This window comes from uncultured Sphingomonas sp., assembly GCF_964237155.1.
In the GTDB taxonomy this organism is placed as follows: Bacteria; Pseudomonadota; Alphaproteobacteria; order Sphingomonadales; family Sphingomonadaceae; genus Sphingomonas.
Genome location: NZ_CAXSHH010000001.1, coordinates 70,053 through 86,773 on the forward strand (window position 1 = coordinate 70,053; position 16,721 = coordinate 86,773).

Genomic DNA, 16,721 nt, shown 5'->3' on the forward strand with positions numbered 1-16,721 from the left:
CCCTCGATCAGGCTTACGCGATGGAATCGACCTTCGCATGGCTCGACGACTCGTTCGAGGTGATCGAACCACCGAACAACATCTTCACGCGACCGCTGAGCGAGATATCGGTTTCCCACAACTCGGCCGAATCCACGTCGAACCGTAGCAGCGTCGCGTCCGCCTTGCCGTTCGGGAACCAAGCCTCGATGCGGTTGTCCCAGAGCTTGTCGATCTGGACGGGATCGTTGTCCTGGCTGACGGTGCCCTTCAGGCACGCGAAGAAATCGTGACCTTTGCCGACGAACTGCACCATGGCGTCACCGCCCTTGACCGCGCGGTTGTCCTTGCCCGCGAACACGAACAACGCGTTGGGTTGATCGTCATCGATCTTGACGTTCATCGGCTCCGAATGCTCGCCGTTCATCAGGCCGAGCATGATGAAAGGGCTTTCCTTCACCTTGGCGATGAACTTGGCGGCGATCTCCTGCGGGCTGTCGTGGTCGGCCATGCGTGTGCTCCCTTTATGATCGGTTCGGGTGGAGAACGACGCGGGCCGGGGTTGGTTGCGCGGGTCGGGCGCGGGCGGCATGAGCAGCGACGGCGGCAATCAAGCCGTCGCACAAGGAGGTGTTGAATGACGTTGACCGACTTGTGCCTGATCTTGGGCGTACTCTTCGCCTTTGGGACCTTGGTCCTGAAGGTCATCGAGGTGGCGCGCAACAGGTAGGGTGCCGGGCGGGGCTCGGGCTGACACTCGGGTCCCGAATGATTGAGCCCCGGACGCTGACACGACCGGGGCTCACAAGGAGGCGGGAATGACACCGCCCGCGATTTGTATATCGATTAGCCGTTACGTTTTCAATATCGCGGGCGTCACAGCACCTCGAACAGCCCGGCCGCGCCCATGCCGCCGCCGACGCACATCGTCACCACGACGTGCTTGGCCCCGCGGCGCTTGCCCTCGATCAGCGCGTGGCCGGTCATGCGGGCGCCGCTCATGCCGTAGGGGTGTCCGACCGAGATCGCGCCGCCGTTGACATTCAGGAGCTCGTCGGGGATGCCGAGCTTGTCGCGGCAATAGAGCACCTGCACCGCGAAGGCCTCGTTCAGCTCCCACAGGCCAATATCGTCCATCTTGCGGCCGAAACGCTCGAGCAGCTTGGGAATCGCGAAGACGGGGCCGATGCCCATCTCGTCGGGGGCGGTGCCGGCGACGGCCATGCCGATATAACGGCCGAGCGGGCTCAGGCCGCGAGCGGATGCGACCGATTCCTCCATCAGCACGGCGGCGGAGGCTCCGTCGGAGAGCTGGCTGGCATTGCCGGCGGTGATCGTGCCGTCGGGGAGTACCGCCTTCAATGACTTCAGGCCCTCCAGCGTGGTGTCGGCGCGGTTGCCTTCGTCCTTGGCGAGGGTGATTACTTTGTGGGTTACCTCTTTGGTATCCTTGTTCACGAGGGCCATGGTGGCGGTGACGGGGACGATCTCGTCGTCGAACTTGCCCGCGGCCTGCGCGGCGGCGGTGCGCTGCTGCGAGCGGAGGCCGTACTCGTCCATCGCGTCGCGGTCGACGCCGTAGCGCTTGGCGACGATCTCGGCGGTCTGGAGCATGGGCATGTAGATGTCGGCGTGCATCGCGAGCAGCTCGGGATCGGGAGCGACGCGCATCTGCGGGGTCTGGACGAGGCTGATCGAGTCGACGCCGCCGCCGATCGTCACGTCCATATGGTCGACAACGATCTGCTTGGCGGCGGTGGCGATCGCCATCAGGCCCGACGCGCACTGGCGGTCGAGCGACATGCCGGACACGGTCGTCGGGAGGCCGGCGCGGAGCAGCGAGGTGCGGGCGATGTTGCCGGCCTGGTGGCCCTGCTGGAGCGCGGAGCCGAAGACGACGTCCTGCACCTCCGCGCCGTCGATGCCGGCGCGATCGACGGCGGCCTTGATCGCGTGGGAGGCGAGGGTCGGGGAGGGCAGGTTGTTGAAGGCGCCGCGATAGGCGCGGCCGATGGGGGTGCGGGCGGTGGAGACGATGACGGCGGAGCGCATGGTTTTCTTCCTTTTGCTCCCCTTCCGCTTGGCGGGAGGGGTTGGGGGAGGGTGTGTGCGGAGGTGGGCATGACAGGCCCTCCCCCGACCCCTCCCGCAAGCGGGAGGGGAGAAGACATCAGACGAAGACCTGGGCGATCCATTCGGCGATGAGGGCGGGCTTGTCCGCGCCCTCGACCTCGACGGTGAACTCGTTGGATTGTTGGAACTGGCCGGGCTTTTTCTCGTCGAAGCTTAACAGTTTGAAGCGGCCTCTTACCTTCGCGCCCGAACGGACGGGGGTGATGAAGCGGACCTTGTTGCCGCCGTAGTTGACGCCCATCCGAGCCCCCGCGAGTCGCGGCGCATCCGGAACCTTGGAGGAGAGGAGCGGCATCAGTGACAGGGTCAGGAACCCGTGCGCGATCGTGCCGCCGAAGGGGGTCATGGCGGCGGCCGCCGGATCGACATGGATGAACTGGTGATCGCCCGTCGCGTCGGCGAACTTGTCGATCATGCCTTGCGTGACCTCGACCCAGTCGGACACGGTCTCGGTGCCGATGCGGGCGGTCATCTCGGCGGGCGTGTATGTCGCCACGGGGTCCCCATCTGTTTGGTTCGGCGCTAAGCGCGGCGTGGAACCTCTAGGCCGCGCGGAGCCGTTTCCGCAAGCCTCACCCGACCGGAAGCACGAAGATGGCCACCACCGCACCCGCCGACGCCCGCGCCACCATGCGCGGGTTGCACCGCGCGCCCGAACCCGATGTTCTAAAGCCGTTGCTGGAGCGGGCGCGGCTGGGCGCCGAGGCGCGCGAGCGGGTGATGGGAACGGCGCGGGGAATGCTGGTCGACCTGCGCGCGGCTCAGGCCAAGGGATGGGTGAACCGGTTCCTGCAGCAATACCGGCTGAACTCGTCGGAAGGCGTCGCGCTGCTGAGCCTGGCGGAGGCGTTCCTGCGCGTCCCCGATCCGGAAACGGCCGACCTGCTGATCGCGGACAAGATCGGCGACGCGGATTGGCGAGCGCATACGGGCAAGTCGAGTTCGGCGCTGGTCAACTCGGCGACCTGGGGACTGGTGGTCGGGCGCGCGCTGGTCGGGGAAGGGGAGACGGGCCCGCTCCGCCGGCTGATGAACCGGGCGGGCGAGCCGTTCGTGCGGCAGGCGGTTGGCGTGGCGATGAAGATGATGGGCGAGATCTTCGTCATGGGCCGGACGATCGAGGAAGCATCGAAGCGGATGCGGCGGCCCGAGCACCGGGGCTTCACCGCCAGCTTCGACATGCTGGGCGAGGCGGCGCGGACGCGGGAGGATGCCGAGCGATACCTCGAGTCCTATGGCCGGGCGATCGACGCGGTCGGGCGCGAGGCGGGTTCGGGGCACTCGATCTCGGTCAAGCTGTCGGCGCTGCATCCGCGTTACGAGGTGGCGCGGTGGGACGAGTGCGTGCCCGAGCTGACCGCGATGCTGGAGATGCTGGCGGTGCGGGCGGCGGGGCTGGGCATCGCGTTGACGGTCGACGCCGAGGAGTCGGAGCGGCTGGAGATGAGCCTCGACATCATCGGATCGGTCGCGCGCTCGCCCAAGCTCAAGGGCTGGGACGGGTTCGGGATGGCGGTGCAGGCCTACAGCAAGCGCGCGCGGCCGGTGATCGCCTGGGCGAACACGCTGGGGCGGCCGATGAACGTGCGGCTGGTCAAGGGCGCGTATTGGGATAGCGAAATCAAGCGGACGCAGGTCGAGGGGCTGGCGGACTACCCGCTGTTCACGCGAAAGGCTTCGACGGACGTGTCGTATCTGGCGGTCGCGCGCGACATGCTGGATGCGGAAAACATCCGGCCCGCCTTCGCGTCGCATAACGCGCTGACGGTGGCGACGATCGTGGAATGGGCGGGCAAGCCTGATGGTAGAAGAGGGGGCGACTTCGAATTCCAGCGGCTGCATGGGATGGGCGAAGGGCTATATGAGCGGCTGGTCGCGGAGAACGGCTATCGGTGCCGCATATATGCGCCGGTCGGGGGGCACCGCGACCTGCTGGCGTATCTCGTGCGGCGGTTGCTGGAGAACGGGGCGAACTCGTCCTTCGTGCACCAGCTGGCGGACGAGGGGTTGAGCGAGGCGGACATCCTGGCCGATCCGGTCGTGCGGATCGCAGGGGTGGGGGGCACGCGGCATCCGTCGATCCCGCTGCCCGAGGCGCTGTTCGGGGCGGAGCGGCGGAACAGCGCGGGGTTGGATCTGAGCGACCGGGGGGTGCTGGAGCGGACGGTGGCGGTTACGTCTTCTCCCCTCCCGCTTGCGGGAGGGGTTGGGGGAGGGCAGGTCGCTGGCGAACGGCAGCTTGCGGGTGTAGGGGGCGGGCCCTCCCCCAGCCCCTCCCGCGAGCGGGAGGGGAGCGCTTCGTCAGCTGTCGGCGCGGCGATCGGACGGGCCAGTGCAGCCTTTCCGGGCTGGTCCGCGACCTCGGTCGAGAAAAGGGCGGCGGTGCTCGATCGGCTGGCCGATCTGGTCGAGGCGCACCGGGACGAGCTGATGGCGCTGCTCGTGCACGAAGCGCGCAAGACGCTGGCCGATGCGATCGGGGAGGTGCGCGAGGCGGCCGATTTTTGTCGTTATTACGCCGCCGAGGCACGCGCGAAACTTCAGCCGGTCGAGCTGCCCGGGCCGACGGGGGAGCGGAACGTCCTGCGGCTGGAAGGTCGGGGCGTGTGGGCGACGATCGCGCCGTGGAACTTCCCGCTGGCGATCTTCCTGGGACAGACGGTGGCGGCGTTGGTGACGGGTAATGCCGTATGCGCGAAGCCCGCGCCGCAGACGCCCTTGACGGGTAAGCGCGCGGTGGAGTTGGCGTGGGAGGCGGGGGTGCCGCGCGACGTGCTCCAGTTCACGCCGGGCGGACCGGAAGTGGGGCAGGCGCTGACCGCCGATCCGCGGATCGCGGGCGTCGCGTTCACCGGGTCGACCGCGACCGCCAAGCGGATCGCGCGGACTCTGGTGGAGGATGATGATCGCCCGATCGTGCCGCTGATCGCGGAGACGGGCGGGATCAACTGCATGGTCGTCGATTCGACCGCGCTGCCGGAGCAGGTGGTGGCCGATGTCGTGACCTCGGCATTCCGGTCGGCGGGGCAGCGTTGCTCGGCGTTACGACTATTGCTGGTGCAGGAGGACGTGGCCGAGGGCGTGCTGCATATGCTGGCCGGGGCGATGGACACGCTGCGCGTCGGCGATCCGGGCGATCCGGCGACCGATGTGGGGCCGGTGATCGACCAGGCGGCGTATGATCGGCTGATGGGCTACCGCGAGGAGGCGCGCGGGCGTTGGGTCAAGACGGTGGACGCGCCCGAGGATGGGCTGTTCGTGCCGCCAACGTTGATCCGGCTGGACCGGGTGGAGGAGCTGGACCGCGAGTGGTTCGGGCCGCTGCTGCATGTCGCGACGTGGAAGGCGGGGGCGTTGGAGGAGACGATCGCGCGGGTGAACGCCAAGGGGCATGGGCTGACGATGGGGCTGCACAGCCGGATCGCGCAGGCGGCGGAGCTGGTGGAAGCGACGGCGCGGGTCGGGAATCTGTATATCAATCGGTCGATGATCGGGGCGGTCGTAGGGTCGCAGCCTTTCGGGGGCGAGGGGTTGTCGGGGACCGGGCCGAAGGCGGGGGGACCGCACTATTTATACCGGTTCTGCCTGGAGCGGGCGGTGTCGGTGGATACGACCAGCGCGGGCGGGAACGCGACGTTGCTGTCGCTGGACGAGGGCGGGATCTGAGGTTCGGAAAGGAAAGAGCCCCTCATCTTTAGGGAGTTGGGGAGGACAACGCCGGTTGCGTGTAGGAAGCAAGACGCCGGGTCGAGCCTGGGGTGACGGATCGGGAGAGAGTCGGAGCCAGAGTGGCTTTCAAGCCGCCTCCATGGCTTCCTCGGCGACTTCTTCAATCACGGGGACGACGTCGCGTTCGAGGAAGTGGATCAGGCCGCGTTCGGTGCGGGTCAGGTATTTGGCGGTGCGCGGAAGTTTCAGCGCGGCGCGGAATTCACGTTGGCCCTCCTTCACAAGGTCGATGAGATGGGGGTGGACGTAGGAGCGGCGCGCCACGGCGGGGGTGTTGCCGAGTTTCTCGACGACGGGGGCGAGGAGCGTCTTGAGCGTCATGTCCTCGCGCGCCTCGGCCAGCGCCTCGAAGGCGATAAGGCTGGCGGCCCAGGTGCGGAAGTTCTTGGCGGTGAAATCCTCGCCGGTCGCATCCTTGATGTAGGCGTTGACGTCCGACGAGCTGACCGGGTGGGCCGCGCCGTGCTCGTCGAGATAGCCGAACAGATGCTGGTCGGGGAGGTCCTGGCATTTCTTGACGACGCTCGACAGCGAGCGGTCGGTGATGCGGAGGGCGCGCATCTTGCCGGACTTGGCCTTGAACTGGAGTTTCAGCGTCGAGCCGCGCAGTTCGGCGTGCTTCTTGCGGAGCGTGGTCGCGCCGTAGGACTCGTTCGTCTTGACGTAGTCCTCGTTGCCGACGCGCAGGTTGCCGCGGTCGAGCAGGCGGACGACGGCGGCGACGGCGCGGTCCTTGGGCAGCGCGCGCATGGCGAGATCGGCCTCGACCTTGCGGCGGAGCTTGGGCAGCGCGCGGCCGAAGGCGGCGGTGCGTTCGTACTTGGCCGCCTCCTGCGCTTCGCGGAAGCCGGCGTGATAGCGGTACTGCTTGCGGCCCTTCTCGTCCCAGCCGACCGCCTGGATGTGGCCGTTCGCCTTCACGCAGAACCAGGCGTCCTTGTAGGCGGGGGGGAGGCCGATCTTGTTCAGGCGATCGATCTCGTCCGCGTCGGCGATCGGCCCGCCCTGGGGGTGGGTGTAGGCCCAACCATCCTCCAGTCTCTCGCGGGTGATGCCGGGGGTGCTGTCGTCGGTATAGACGATCTGGTCGGGGAGGGTGTTCATGCCGTCGATGGAATGATCGGAACGGCTTTCGTGTTCCGGGGGCGTGTGGGACGGAAGCGGGCTTCGGCACGGAGGCGGCCGAGACGGGTGTCGAGGTCGATCGGGTGCCGACGAGCATGAACACGAACGGTTGAGGGGCGATGCCGACGAACGCCGCGCCGATCAGGCGCACCGCGTGCGCGCCCCTGACTAGGCGTCGCGCAGCAGCAGCGCGTGGATCCGGATGGTCGTGGGACCGAGCCGTTCGACGACGAGATCGGCGACATGGTGCCCCCGGACAAGTAGGTCGGCGTCGGGCAGATCGGCGAGCCAGGCCGCGCCCGGATCGACCCGGCGCAGCTCGATCGAGACGCGTTCGCCCTCGAACGTGGCGCTGGCCCATGGTCGGCCGGTGGCGTCACCGATCGCGAAACCGCACCTTCGGTCGCGCGCATGCGCGACGAGCGCACGAGCGAGAAGCGCCGCCAAATCGCGGAAGGGACGCGCGGTCAATGGTTTTGCCGGGCGATGAAGGCCTTTACGCGCGCCTCGATCGACCGCCCCGGCCGGCGTCCGCGCGCTAGGTCGCCGACCAGCCGCGGATCGTTGACGGCGAGCCTGCCGAATTTCGTCGGCGGCGTTTCCGTCCGTCGGCAATAGGCCTTGATCTCCCATAACAGCGACATCATGCGACTCCTCAGACCGACCGCGTTCCCGGTCTGTTCCGCAGAATCCAACTTGTCTAGGATATTTCCCAGAGGTAGGCCTGCGATGTGTTGGAGGACGATCCGAGGACGGCGTTGATGCGCGCGTCGGCGGCGGGTGGGCTGAGCCTGGCGGCCTTGTCGGGCGCGATCAGGCGCAATCCGGCCTATCTGCACCAGTATGTCACGCGCGGCAGTCCGCGGCTGTTGGCGGAAGGTGATCGCCGGGTGCTGGCGGCGATGCTTGGCGTGTCGGAGGCGGCGCTCGGCGGGCCGGCCGACGGGCCAGTCGACGGGGATGCGTCGTTCGCGTTGCCGCGCCTCGACATCGAGGCGTCGGCGGGGCCGGGCGCCTACAACGACGGTGAACTGGTGCTCGGCATCGACGGGGTCGACGGGAAGCTGGCGCGCGCGTTGCGGTTGCGACCGGGTAAAGCGGGGTTGATCACGGTGCGCGGCGACTCGATGGAGCCGGGACTGCTCGACGGCGACCAGCTGATCGTCGATCTGACGGATCGCGCGCCGGCCGCGACGGCACGCGTATACGTGATCCGGATCGAGGGCGCGATCATGGTCAAGCGGGTGGGCGCGGGCGAAGGCAGGCTGACCGCCGTCAGTGACAATCCGGCGGCGACGGTGCCGGTCGGGGAGATCGAGGTGGTTGGCCGGGTCGTATGGCGGATGGGGGCGCCGCGTTGAACTCGGCGGTCAGCGCGCCCGGTCGCGTAGCCAGATCACGACGGCCAGCGCCGCGCCGATCGCGACGCCGATGATGATCCCCAGCGTGGGTTGCTGGAGCGACACGCCGATCACCGCGCCGAGGATCGTGCCGATCGCGACGAGGACGCCGCCAGCGGCGGAGGGGCGGGAGCGGGGCATGGCGCGCCCCTGCCACGTCCTGCGCGGGGACGCCAGCCGAAGGAAACCGGCTCGATCCTACATCAAGCCGGGCATTCGTAAGCGACCTTGCATGGCTGGCCCTAGCATCGCCGACAGCATGAACGCGCCAATCGCGGATCGGGTCAGCGGCTTGTGCGGAGCATCCGCGGTCGGCGAGCGGACGTCAGGCCCCGGTCATGTCCTGGTCGGACGCGAGCGGGGTAAGCGCGAGCATGGCGGCGCGGTCGTACGACCAAGCGGATGGCGCCTGGACGGCCGCGAGCGCCAGCAGCAGGGTCATGCGGGCGCGCCGACGACCGTTTTCACCTCCATGAAGTCGGTCAGGCCGTAGCGGCCGTTCTCGCGGCCGTTGCCCGATTGCTTGTAGCCGCCGAAGGGAGCGGCGATGTCGGGGCTCCAGGAGTTGATCGTGACCAGGCCGGCGCGGAGCTTAGGCGCGACGGCGGCGGCGCGGGCGGGGTCGCCGGAGATCGTCGCGGACAGGCCGTAGGGCGTGTCGTTGGCGATGCGGATCGCCTGCGCCTCGTCCGAGTAGGTCGTGATCGTCGCGACGGGGCCGAACACCTCCTCTTGCGCGATGCGCATGTCGGGTGTGACGTTGGCGAACAGGGTCGGGCGGACGTAATAGCCGGCGTTGCGGCCGTCGGGACGGCCTGTGCCGCCGGTGACAAGGGTCGCGCCCTCGTCGATCGCGGACTGGATCAGGCCCTGGATCTTGTCGAACTGCGCCTTGTTGACGACGGGGCCGATATGCTGGCCCAGCTCGGCGGGGTCGCCGACGGTCGTCTGCTCCATCATGCCCTTGATGAACCGGGTGGCTTCGGCGACCTGGCTTTCATGGACGAGGAGGCGGGTGGGGGCGATGCAGCTCTGGCCCGAATTGGCGAGCACGCCGACGACCGTGCCGGGCAGCACGGTGGCCAGGTCCGCGCCCTCGAGCACCAGGTTCGCGGCCTTGCCGCCTAGTTCCTGGTGGACGCGCTTGACGGTGGGGGCGGCGGCCTGCGCGACGGCGATGCCCGCGCGGGTGGAGCCGGTGAAGCTGACCATGTCGACATCGGGATGCGCGCACAGCGTCGCGCCGACGCCGGGGCCGTCGCCGTTGACCAGGTTGAACACGCCCGGGGGTACGCCCGCCGCGTCCATGATCTCGGCCAGGATGATCGCGCAGGTCGGCGCTTCCTCCGAGGGTTTCAGCACCATCGTGTCGCCGGCGGCGAGCGCGGGGGCGACCTTGGCGCAGATCTGGTTGAGCGGCCAGTTCCAGGGGGTAATCATCGCGACGACGCCGAGCGGTTCGTGGACGACCTTGGCGCGGCCGACCCGCTCCTCGAAGGTGAACTCGCCGAGCGCCTTCAGCGTGGCGGCGAAGTGACCGAGGCCGGTCGGAGCTTGCGCGGCGGTGGCGAGGCCCATCGGGGCACCCATTTCCTCGCTCATCGCCTTGGCGAGATCGGGGAGGCGTTTCTTGTATTCCTCGATGATACGGCCGAGCAGCTCGGAGCGTTCGGCGACGGTCGATTGTGACCAGTTCTCGAACGCGAGGCGGGCGGCGGCGACGGCGCGGTCGGCGTCGGCGGGGCTGCCGAGCGTGATCTCGGTGATCGGCTGCTCGGTCGAGGGGTCGATGACCTGGTAGGAGCGGCCGCCGTCGGAGGCGACCCACTTACCGTCGATGTAATGGTTCGGGTGGCTTTTCATGGCGGCTCTCCGGGTCGGTCGGTTGCCGGATCAATGCGGCTGGGCGGGGTCGGTTGCAATCGGAAACGGTATGCGCGGACGCTTGACAGTGTAGTGTTACAACGTAACATTATATATTCCCGGGGCGGTTGGGCCGCGTCGGGCGTGAGCAGGAGAGTAGCCATGGCCTATGCCGACCAGAAGCGGAACCCGACCGTCGCGATCGGCTCCGTCGTCCTCGTCCATGTCGGGCTAGGCGCGGCGTTGCTGTCGGGGTTGGTCGTGAAGTTCGCGCCGCCTATCGACAAGACGTTCGAGGCGACCAATGTCGAGATCGCCCCGCCGCCCGACCCCGTCGAGACGCCGCCGCCGCCCCGCGACGAGATCGTCGTTCCGCGCACGACGACGCCGCCGATCCAGGCGCCGATCCCCGAAGTGCCGACGCCTACCCGCGTAGACCTTACCACCACGACCTTGCCAATACCGCCCGTACCGGGGCCCGGGCCGATCCGGATCGAGCCGCCGACGCCACCCGTGCCGCCGACGCCAAGCGTGAACCTGTCGCGCGGCCTCCGCCCGAGTGGTGATCAGGGACGGTGGTTCCCGCAGGACAGCTACCCGCCCGCCGCCAGGCGTGCGGGCGCGGAGGGGCGGGTCAGCGTATCGGTCGACGTAGGCACGGATGGGCGCGTGATCGCCTGCCGCGTCACCTCGTCGAGCGGCAACGACGACCTGGACAAGGCGACCTGCCGGCTGGCGACGCGCAACGGCCGGTTCGAGCCCGCGCGCGACGCGTCGGGGGCACCGACATCGTCGACCGCCGCGCTCCGCAACGTCCGCTGGACGCTGGAATAGCCGCTCAGGTCGCCGGCGATCCCGAGGTCAGCGCGTCGATCGCTCCCTGAAGGATGTAGGCGGCGGCCATCTTGTCGACGAGCTCGGCCCGCTTGGCGCGGCTGGCGTCCTGTTCGAGTAAGACGCGCGTCACCGCCTGAGTCGACCACCGCTCGTCCCATAGAAAGACGGGGCCGAGGTCCTCGACATTCTTCGCGAAGGCGCGGGTGGATTGCGAGCGAGGGGACTCGGTGCCGTCGAGGTTGATCGGCAGGCCGATCACCAGCCCGGCCACCGACTGCCCGCGCATGAGGTCGATCAGCGCGATCTTGTCCTTCTGGAACTTGGTGCGGCGGATCAGGATGGCAGGGCTGGCGAAGCTCCACCCCCCGTCGCAAAAAGCTGTGCCGATCGTCTTGGTGCCGACATCAAGCCCTAGCAGGCGGCCGCCTGGCACCGCTTCGAGGAACGCGGCGCGATCGGTGGTTATCACCGTCCTGAGAAAGTCGCGAGCCGCCGCGCGGCGTCGGCGCGGACGTCGGCCCAGAACAGGCTGTAGTCATAGACATGATAGTTGTTGCCCGGCAGCACGTACTTGGTGAGGTTGGGTGGCTCGCCGATCAGCAGGAAGCCGCGCCCTTGGTCGCAGCGCGCGGGGATCGCGGCGGCGGCGATCGTGGCGGTGGACAGGTCCTCCGACGGAACCAGCGCGCCGCGATTGGCCGTCGCCGGAGCCGCGCCGTCCGCCGTGCCGGTGATCGGGTTGGTGCACACCATCGGCGTGCCGCGCCGGGGGCGGCCGTCGAAGCCGGTGGTGGCGTCGTAGGTATCGACGACCAGCGACGGGTCGGCGGGCTCCGCGAAGCTCTGCCACGACAGCAGGCAGCCGCTATCGGCGGCGGCGCGGCATTCGGGCAAGCCGAGCGCGGCGAGGTCGGTCGCGCGCGAGACGGGCCAGCCGACGACGTAGGCGGCGACCACGCGGCGGCGGAGCGCGGGGTCGCGGGCGACCTTCTCGCGCAGGAGCGTCGTCAGGTGGAGCGCGCCCTGGCTATGACCGGCTAGGATAAGGGGGCGTGCGCGGTCGACCTGGGCGAGGAACGCGTCGAATGCGGCGGCGACGTCGCGGTAGGCGAGGGCCAGCGCCCTTTGCGCATCGGCCTCGCTCGTCAGGAACGCGCCGAAGGTCGCCTGTCGGTAGCGGGGCGCGTAGATGTCGGCGACCTCGTTGAACGTGCTCGCCTGGCCGCGCACGAAGACGTTCGTGCGAAAGTTCGTCTCGCCGTCGCCCGTGATCGTGCCGTTCCACGCGTCGCGCGAGACGTAGGAGGTCGGGTGGATGAAGAACATCGCGGCGGGGCGGGTCGTGCCCGGCCGGTAGCCTTCGGGAGTCCACAGGGCCGGGTTGTTCGGCAGATCGGGGCGGGCGACCCACATGCCCGGGTCGTCATAGGCGCGCGCGGCGACGCGCGGCTGAGCGCGGAACGGCTCAGAGGGGACGAGCGCGGCGCGGATGATGTCGTTGCCGTACAGGCGGTAGGCGAAGGCGCCGGCGATCGCGAGCGCGACGAGGAACGCCACGACGTACAGGAACTTGCGGACCATGCCGGGGCCCGTGCCCGAACGGACACGCGCTTGCAACGCCGCGACCTGCGCGGTAGCCGCCCGGTCATGTCAGTCGACGAAGCAACCGTGAAACGCATCGCGAAGCTCGCCCGCATCGCGATCACCGACGAGGACGCGGCCAAGCTCGCGCCCGAGCTGGGCAACATCCTGGGCTGGATCGAGCAGCTGGGAGAGGTCGATACGAGCGGCGTCGAGCCGATGACGGCGGTGATCCCGAACACGCTCCGGCTGCGGGACGACGTGGTCACCGACGGGGGCGTCCGCGATGCGGTGCTCGCCAACGCGCCTCAGGCCGAGCATGGCTTCTTCACGGTTCCCAAGGTGATCGAGTAGTGAGCGACATCACCGATCTTGGCGTCGCGGCTCTGCGCGACGGGATTCGCCTGGGCTGGTTCTCGGCGCGCGAAGTTGTGGACGCGTTCATCGTGAAGGTGAGCCGCGCCAGGACGCTCAACGCGTTCCTGGTCGAGACGCCCGACCACGCGATCGCCGCCGCCAAGGCTGCCGACGCCGCGCGGGCTGCCGGAGAGGTGCTCGCGCCGCTCGCGGGGGTGCCGCTCGGGATCAAGGATCTGTTCTGCACGAAGGGTGTCGCGACCACAGCCGGGAGCCTGATCCTGGAAGGCTTCACGCCGCCCTACGAGTCGACGGTCACGCGAAACCTTTGGGACGCGGGCGCGGGAATGCTCGGCAAGCTCAACATGGACCAGTTCGCGATGGGGTCGTCGAACGAGACCTCCGCGTTCGGCAACGTGCTGTCGCCGTGGCGGCGGTCGGACGGCGGCAACGCGACGCTTGCGCCTGGCGGGTCGTCGGGCGGGTCGGCGACGGCGGTGTCCGCTCGGCTATGCCCGGGTGCGACGGGCACCGATACGGGCGGCTCCATCCGGCAGCCCGCGGCGTTCACCGGCATCGCTGGGATCAAGCCCACCTATGGCCGCTGCTCGCGCTGGGGGACGATCGCGTTCGCGTCGTCGCTCGACCAGGCGGGGCCGATGGCGCGCGACGTGCGCGATTGCGCGATCCTGCTGGAGGCGATGAGCGGGTTCGATCCCAAGGACGCGACCTCGCTCCAGCTCGACGTTTCGCGCTGGGAGGACGGGCTGTCGGCGAGCATGCGCGGCAAGCGCGTCGGCATCCCCAGGGAATACCGCGTTGATGACATGCCCGAGGAGATCGATGCGCTGTGGCGGGCCGGGATCGACTGGCTGCGCGACGCGGGCGCGGAGATCGTCGAGGTGTCGCTCCCGCATACCAAGTACGCGCTACCCGCTTATTACATCATCGCGCCTGCCGAGGCGTCGTCCAACCTCGCCCGCTATGACGGCGTGCGATACGGCCTGCGCGACCTGCCCGAGGGGGCGGGGCTGCAGGACATGTACGCCGCGACGCGCGCCGACGGCTTCGGGGCGGAGGTCAAGCGCCGGATCATGATCGGCACCTATGTGCTCTCGGCGGGTTTTTACGATGCCTATTACACCCAGGCGCAGAAGGTCAGGGCGTTGATCGCGCGCGATTTCGAGCAGGCGTTCGAGCGGTGCGACGTGCTCCTCACCCCGACCGCGCCATCGGCGGCGTTCGCGCTGGGCGAGAAGTCGGCCGACCCGATCGCGATGTACCTGAACGACGTCTTCACGGTGCCGTCGTCGCTGGCGGGGCTACCCGCCATGTCGGTGCCCGGCGGTCTCGACAAGCAGGGCCTGCCGCTCGGCCTGCAGATCATCGGCCGCGCGCTCGACGAGCAGGGCGTGCTGAACGCCGGGCTGGCGTTGGAGGAGCGAGCGGGATTCACGGCACGGCCAGACGCTTGGTGGTGAGACCCCGGCGATTGCGATAGAGCGGACGCGGAGGCCACTCATGAACGTCCATGCACCAGTCGCAAACTTCGAGGTCGAGATGTCGGCCGACGGCGAAGTGTTGGTTCCCGAGCCGGTCAGGAAGGCGGCGGGCCTGATCCCTGGCGCGCGCCTCGTGATCGGCATCAACGACGACGGAGAAGTCGTGTTGTTGACACGCATACAGGCGCGGCGGCGCGGCGAGACGCCTGACGCGCGCAGCGAGCGCATCGCAGCTGCGCTTAGGGAGATCGGGGACGGTCGCTACTCCACCGGGCAGTCCACCGCGGAGGTGATGGCCGAGCTGCGCGGCGGGCGGCAAGGATGATCTTCGCCGATTGCAACATCATTATCGACGTTATCAATGTCGATGACGCGTGGTCCGACTGGTCGCGCGAGAAGCTGCGAGCGCTGTCCGAAGCCGGCCGGGAGGTGATCATCAACAATGTCGTAGTCGCGGAGATCGCGTCGAACTTCCCATCGCTTGATCGGCTGGTCGCGGCGATGGATCAACTGGACATCGAGATCATAGCTCTCGACGACGAGGCGGCGTTCGCCGCCGGGCAAGCCTTCCGCTCCTATCGTCGCCAGCACCGCGAGCGCGACGCGATCCTTGCGGATTTCCTGATCGGTGCGCACGCCGAGCAGCTAGGCGCGGTGCTGCTGACGCGAGATGCGTCGCTGTACGCTCGCTACTTTCCTAATCTCCCCCTCATCACTCTGGACACGCCTTCATGACGACGAGCGATTACCGCATCCAGGGCGACACCGGTGAGTGGGAGGTCGTGGTCGGCCTGGAGGTCCATGCGCAGGTGACCTCCAACGCCAAGCTGTTCTCCGGCGCGGCGACGGCTTTCGGTGCGGAGCCGAACACGCAGGTGTCGCTGGTCGACGCGGCGATGCCGGGGATGTTGCCGGTGCCGAACCGCGAGTGCATCCGCCAGGCGGTGCGGACCGGCATGGCGCTGGACGCCAAGATCAACCGATGGTCGCGGTTCGATCGGAAGAACTATTTCTACGCCGACCTGCCGCAGGGATATCAGATCAGCCAGCTCTACCATCCGCTCGTCGGCGAGGGCGCGGTCGAGATCGCGCTGGACGAGAAGGACCCGGACGGGGCGACCAAGACGATCGGCGTGGAACGCATCCATGTCGAGCAGGATGCGGGCAAGCTGATGCACGACCAGCATCCGACACGGTCGTACGTCGACCTGAACCGGTCGGGCGTGGCGTTGATGGAGATCGTGTCGCGGCCCGACCTCGCGTCGCCGGCGGAGGCCGGAGCTTATCTGCGCAAGCTGCGGTCGGTGCTGCGCTATGTCGGGTCGTGCGACGGGAACATGGAGGAGGGGTCGATGCGCGCCGACGTCAACGTCAGCGTGCGCAGGACGGGCGAGCCGTTGGGGACGCGGACGGAGACCAAGAACGTCAACTCGGTCCGGTTCGTGATGGCGACGGTCGAGTTCGAGGCACGGCGGCAGGTCGAACTGCTGGAGGAGGGCGGCCAGGTCGTCCAGGAGACGCGGCTGTTCGATCCCGATCGCGGCGCGACCCGGTCGATGCGGTCCAAGGAGGACGCGCACGATTACCGCTACTTCCCGGATCCCGACCTGTTGCCGCTCGAGCTGGACGACGCGTTCCTCGACGAGTGCCGCGCGTCGTTGCCCGAGCTGCCGGACACCAAGCGGCGGCGGTACGAGGCGGCGGGCGTCACGCCCTACAACGCCAACGTCTTGACCGCCGAGGTCGAGACGGCGCGCTGGTTCGACGCGCTGCTGGAGGCGGGCGCGGAGCCTCGGGCGGCGGCGAATTGGGTCGGGAGCGAGCTGTTCGGCGCGCTAGGCCGGCTGGGGCTGGGGATGGAGGCGAGCCCGGTGTCGCCGCGCCAGGCCGCGGAACTGCTCGGGCTGGTCGCGGACGGCACCCTGTCGGGCAGCCTGGCCAAACAGGTGTTCGAGGTGATGCTGGAAACGCGCCAGGACGCGGGCGCGGTGGTCGAGGAGCGCGGGCTGAGGCAGGTGACCGACACCGGCGCGATCGAGGCGGCCATCGCCGGGATCATGGCGACGAACGCTGAAAAGGTCGCGGATTACCGCGGCGGCAAGGACAAACTGTTCGGCTTCTTCGTCGGTCAGACGATGAAGGCGATGGGCGGCAAGGCGAACCCGGGCGTGGTGAACGAGCTGCTGAAGAGGGCGCTGAGCTGAGCGCGCCGAGA

General features: G+C 68.6%; 18 protein-coding genes. 8 read left to right on the forward strand and 10 right to left on the reverse strand.

The genetic code is table 11. The annotated features are described in order from the left end of the window. Positions 1-13: 13 nt before the first annotated feature. The 3 genes from ACFE71_RS00340 to ACFE71_RS00350 all read right to left on the reverse strand — a co-directional run bounded on the left by ACFE71_RS00340 (position 14) and on the right by ACFE71_RS00350 (position 2,584). Positions 14-490 (reverse strand): pyridoxamine 5'-phosphate oxidase family protein, encoded by a 477-nt coding sequence (locus ACFE71_RS00340; protein WP_375426825.1) that lies wholly within the window; start codon positions 488-490, stop codon positions 14-16. A gap of 365 nt (positions 491-855) precedes the next feature. Beyond that, positions 856-2,031, reverse strand: coding sequence for an acetyl-CoA C-acyltransferase (locus ACFE71_RS00345; RefSeq protein ID WP_375426826.1), 1,176 nt, complete (start codon positions 2,029-2,031; stop codon positions 856-858). A gap of 118 nt (positions 2,032-2,149) precedes the next feature. Next, positions 2,150-2,584: a MaoC family dehydratase gene (locus tag ACFE71_RS00350; RefSeq protein ID WP_375426891.1), complete on the reverse strand. Its 435-nt coding sequence runs from the start codon at positions 2,582-2,584 to the stop codon at positions 2,150-2,152. A gap of 122 nt (positions 2,585-2,706) precedes the next feature. Between ACFE71_RS00350 and putA the strand changes: the two genes are divergently transcribed. Further along, positions 2,707-5,778 carry a bifunctional proline dehydrogenase/L-glutamate gamma-semialdehyde dehydrogenase PutA gene (putA, locus tag ACFE71_RS00355; protein WP_375426827.1) on the forward strand — a complete coding sequence of 1,024 codons (3,072 nt, stop codon included), beginning with the start codon at positions 2,707-2,709 and terminating at the stop codon, positions 5,776-5,778. 129 nt (positions 5,779-5,907) lie between these two features. Here putA and ACFE71_RS00360 read toward each other — a convergent pair whose 3' ends face one another. The 3 genes from ACFE71_RS00360 to ACFE71_RS00370 all read right to left on the reverse strand — a co-directional run bounded on the left by ACFE71_RS00360 (position 5,908) and on the right by ACFE71_RS00370 (position 7,610). Beyond that, positions 5,908-6,945, reverse strand: coding sequence for a DNA topoisomerase IB (locus tag ACFE71_RS00360; RefSeq protein ID WP_375426828.1), 1,038 nt, complete (start codon positions 6,943-6,945; stop codon positions 5,908-5,910). Positions 6,946-7,134: 189 nt separating this feature from the next. Beyond that, positions 7,135-7,437: a hypothetical protein gene (locus ACFE71_RS00365; protein ID WP_375426829.1), complete on the reverse strand. Its 303-nt coding sequence runs from the start codon at positions 7,435-7,437 to the stop codon at positions 7,135-7,137. Further along, entirely contained in the window at positions 7,434-7,610 is a 177-nt protein-coding gene (locus tag ACFE71_RS00370; RefSeq protein WP_375426830.1) for a hypothetical protein, read from the reverse strand. The genes ACFE71_RS00365 and ACFE71_RS00370 overlap by 4 nt, the downstream gene beginning before the upstream one ends. A 117-nt stretch (positions 7,611-7,727) precedes the next feature. Between ACFE71_RS00370 and ACFE71_RS00375 the strand changes: the two genes are divergently transcribed. Next, a complete protein-coding gene (locus ACFE71_RS00375; RefSeq protein ID WP_375426831.1) occupies positions 7,728-8,327 on the forward strand; it encodes a helix-turn-helix transcriptional regulator in 600 nt (199 codons plus the stop codon). 9 nt (positions 8,328-8,336) lie between these two features. Here the strand turns inward: ACFE71_RS00375 and ACFE71_RS00380 are convergent, their stop codons facing one another. Next, on the reverse strand, positions 8,337-8,507 hold the full coding sequence (locus tag ACFE71_RS00380; RefSeq protein WP_375426832.1) for a hypothetical protein: 171 nt from the start codon (positions 8,505-8,507) through the stop codon (positions 8,337-8,339). 297 nt (positions 8,508-8,804) lie between these two features. Further along, positions 8,805-10,229, reverse strand: a complete 1,425-nt coding sequence (locus ACFE71_RS00385) for an aldehyde dehydrogenase family protein (protein ID WP_375426833.1) — start codon at positions 10,227-10,229, stop codon at positions 8,805-8,807. Between the two features lie 162 nt (positions 10,230-10,391). Between ACFE71_RS00385 and ACFE71_RS00390 the strand changes: the two genes are divergently transcribed. Beyond that, positions 10,392-11,063, forward strand: a complete 672-nt coding sequence (locus ACFE71_RS00390; protein WP_375426834.1) for an energy transducer TonB — start codon at positions 10,392-10,394, stop codon at positions 11,061-11,063. Positions 11,064-11,067: 4 nt separating this feature from the next. On the opposite strand, the gene ruvX is transcribed toward ACFE71_RS00390, so the two are convergent. Further along, positions 11,068-11,535 carry a Holliday junction resolvase RuvX gene (gene ruvX / locus ACFE71_RS00395; RefSeq protein ID WP_375426835.1) on the reverse strand — a complete coding sequence of 156 codons (468 nt, stop codon included), beginning with the start codon at positions 11,533-11,535 and terminating at the stop codon, positions 11,068-11,070. Further along, a complete protein-coding gene (locus tag ACFE71_RS00400; protein WP_375426836.1) occupies positions 11,532-12,647 on the reverse strand; it encodes a DUF3089 domain-containing protein in 1,116 nt (371 codons plus the stop codon). Before ACFE71_RS00400 ends, ruvX begins: the two co-directional genes overlap by 4 nt. Before the next feature lie 66 nt (positions 12,648-12,713). Here ACFE71_RS00400 and gatC point away from each other — a divergent pair, with 66 nt between their 5' ends. The 5 genes from gatC to gatB are packed head-to-tail and all read left to right on the forward strand — an operon-like array spanning position 12,714 to position 16,710. Further along, the gene (gene gatC / locus ACFE71_RS00405; RefSeq protein WP_375426837.1) at positions 12,714-13,001 is read left to right on the forward strand and encodes an Asp-tRNA(Asn)/Glu-tRNA(Gln) amidotransferase subunit GatC; all 288 of its coding nucleotides are present in this window, start codon (positions 12,714-12,716) and stop codon (positions 12,999-13,001) included. Next, positions 13,001-14,485 carry an Asp-tRNA(Asn)/Glu-tRNA(Gln) amidotransferase subunit GatA gene (gene gatA, locus ACFE71_RS00410; RefSeq protein ID WP_375426838.1) on the forward strand — a complete coding sequence of 495 codons (1,485 nt, stop codon included), beginning with the start codon at positions 13,001-13,003 and terminating at the stop codon, positions 14,483-14,485. The genes gatC and gatA overlap by 1 nt, the downstream gene beginning before the upstream one ends. A gap of 40 nt (positions 14,486-14,525) precedes the next feature. Beyond that, a complete protein-coding gene (locus ACFE71_RS00415) occupies positions 14,526-14,831 on the forward strand; it encodes a hypothetical protein (RefSeq protein WP_375426839.1) in 306 nt (101 codons plus the stop codon). Further along, on the forward strand, positions 14,828-15,241 hold the full coding sequence (locus ACFE71_RS00420) for a type II toxin-antitoxin system VapC family toxin (RefSeq protein ID WP_375426840.1): 414 nt from the start codon (positions 14,828-14,830) through the stop codon (positions 15,239-15,241). Before ACFE71_RS00415 ends, ACFE71_RS00420 begins: the two co-directional genes overlap by 4 nt. Next, entirely contained in the window at positions 15,238-16,710 is a 1,473-nt protein-coding gene (gene gatB / locus ACFE71_RS00425; protein ID WP_375426841.1) for an Asp-tRNA(Asn)/Glu-tRNA(Gln) amidotransferase subunit GatB, read from the forward strand. The genes ACFE71_RS00420 and gatB overlap by 4 nt, the downstream gene beginning before the upstream one ends. Positions 16,711-16,721: the final 11 nt, after the last annotated feature.